This window comes from Bradyrhizobium sp. Leo170 (genome assembly GCF_004296405.1).
GTDB lineage: Bacteria > Pseudomonadota > Alphaproteobacteria > Rhizobiales > Xanthobacteraceae > Bradyrhizobium.
This window is the reverse complement of record NZ_PSRR01000865.1, coordinates 1-495: the sequence shown is the minus strand read 5'-3', so window position 1 is coordinate 495 and position 495 is coordinate 1. Positions and strand designations below refer to the sequence as shown.

At 63.4% G+C, this 495-nt stretch carries 1 pseudogene; it reads right to left on the bottom strand.

Features of this window, described 5'->3' with window-relative positions:
• Positions 1-484: pseudogene (locus CWO89_RS45140) on the bottom strand (hypothetical protein); the annotation flags it as partial.
• Positions 485-495 lie beyond the last annotated feature (11 nt).

The following is a 495-nucleotide window of genomic DNA, read 5'->3' as shown; positions in this document are numbered from 1 at the left end:
CGGCCAATTGAATGACGGCGAGATTGAGCGCCACGCCAAGGCCGCTCAAGCTGGTCGCGAAATCCCAGCTATCCGGACCGATGCTCGGCCCCTGCAGCCGATGATCGATGATTCTCAGCACGGCTACGAGCGCTGTTAGCCCGCTCAACACGAACAGGACGAGTTCGGCCCGGCGACGATCTCTGCCCAGAACGATTGTCACTCCAAGCAGCGCGACAGACGCGAGCGCCAGAAAGAATGCGCCGAGCGTTCGGCTGAAGTCGGCCGTGACGTATCCGAAGGGGATTCCCTGCAGGGCATCGTATGTGGTGGTCCAGATCGGATGGGCCAGCGACAAGCCGATCGGAATCAATTGCGCGCCGATACAGAGCGGAATGGCTATCAGCACCCAGCGCAGGTTTGCCGTCGTGCGCAGGAAGTGCTCGCGATCGGCCTTGCTCGCGCCCATCGATGCCGCCAGCAGGCACACGCCCGCCGCGGCCATTCCGAGCTCGG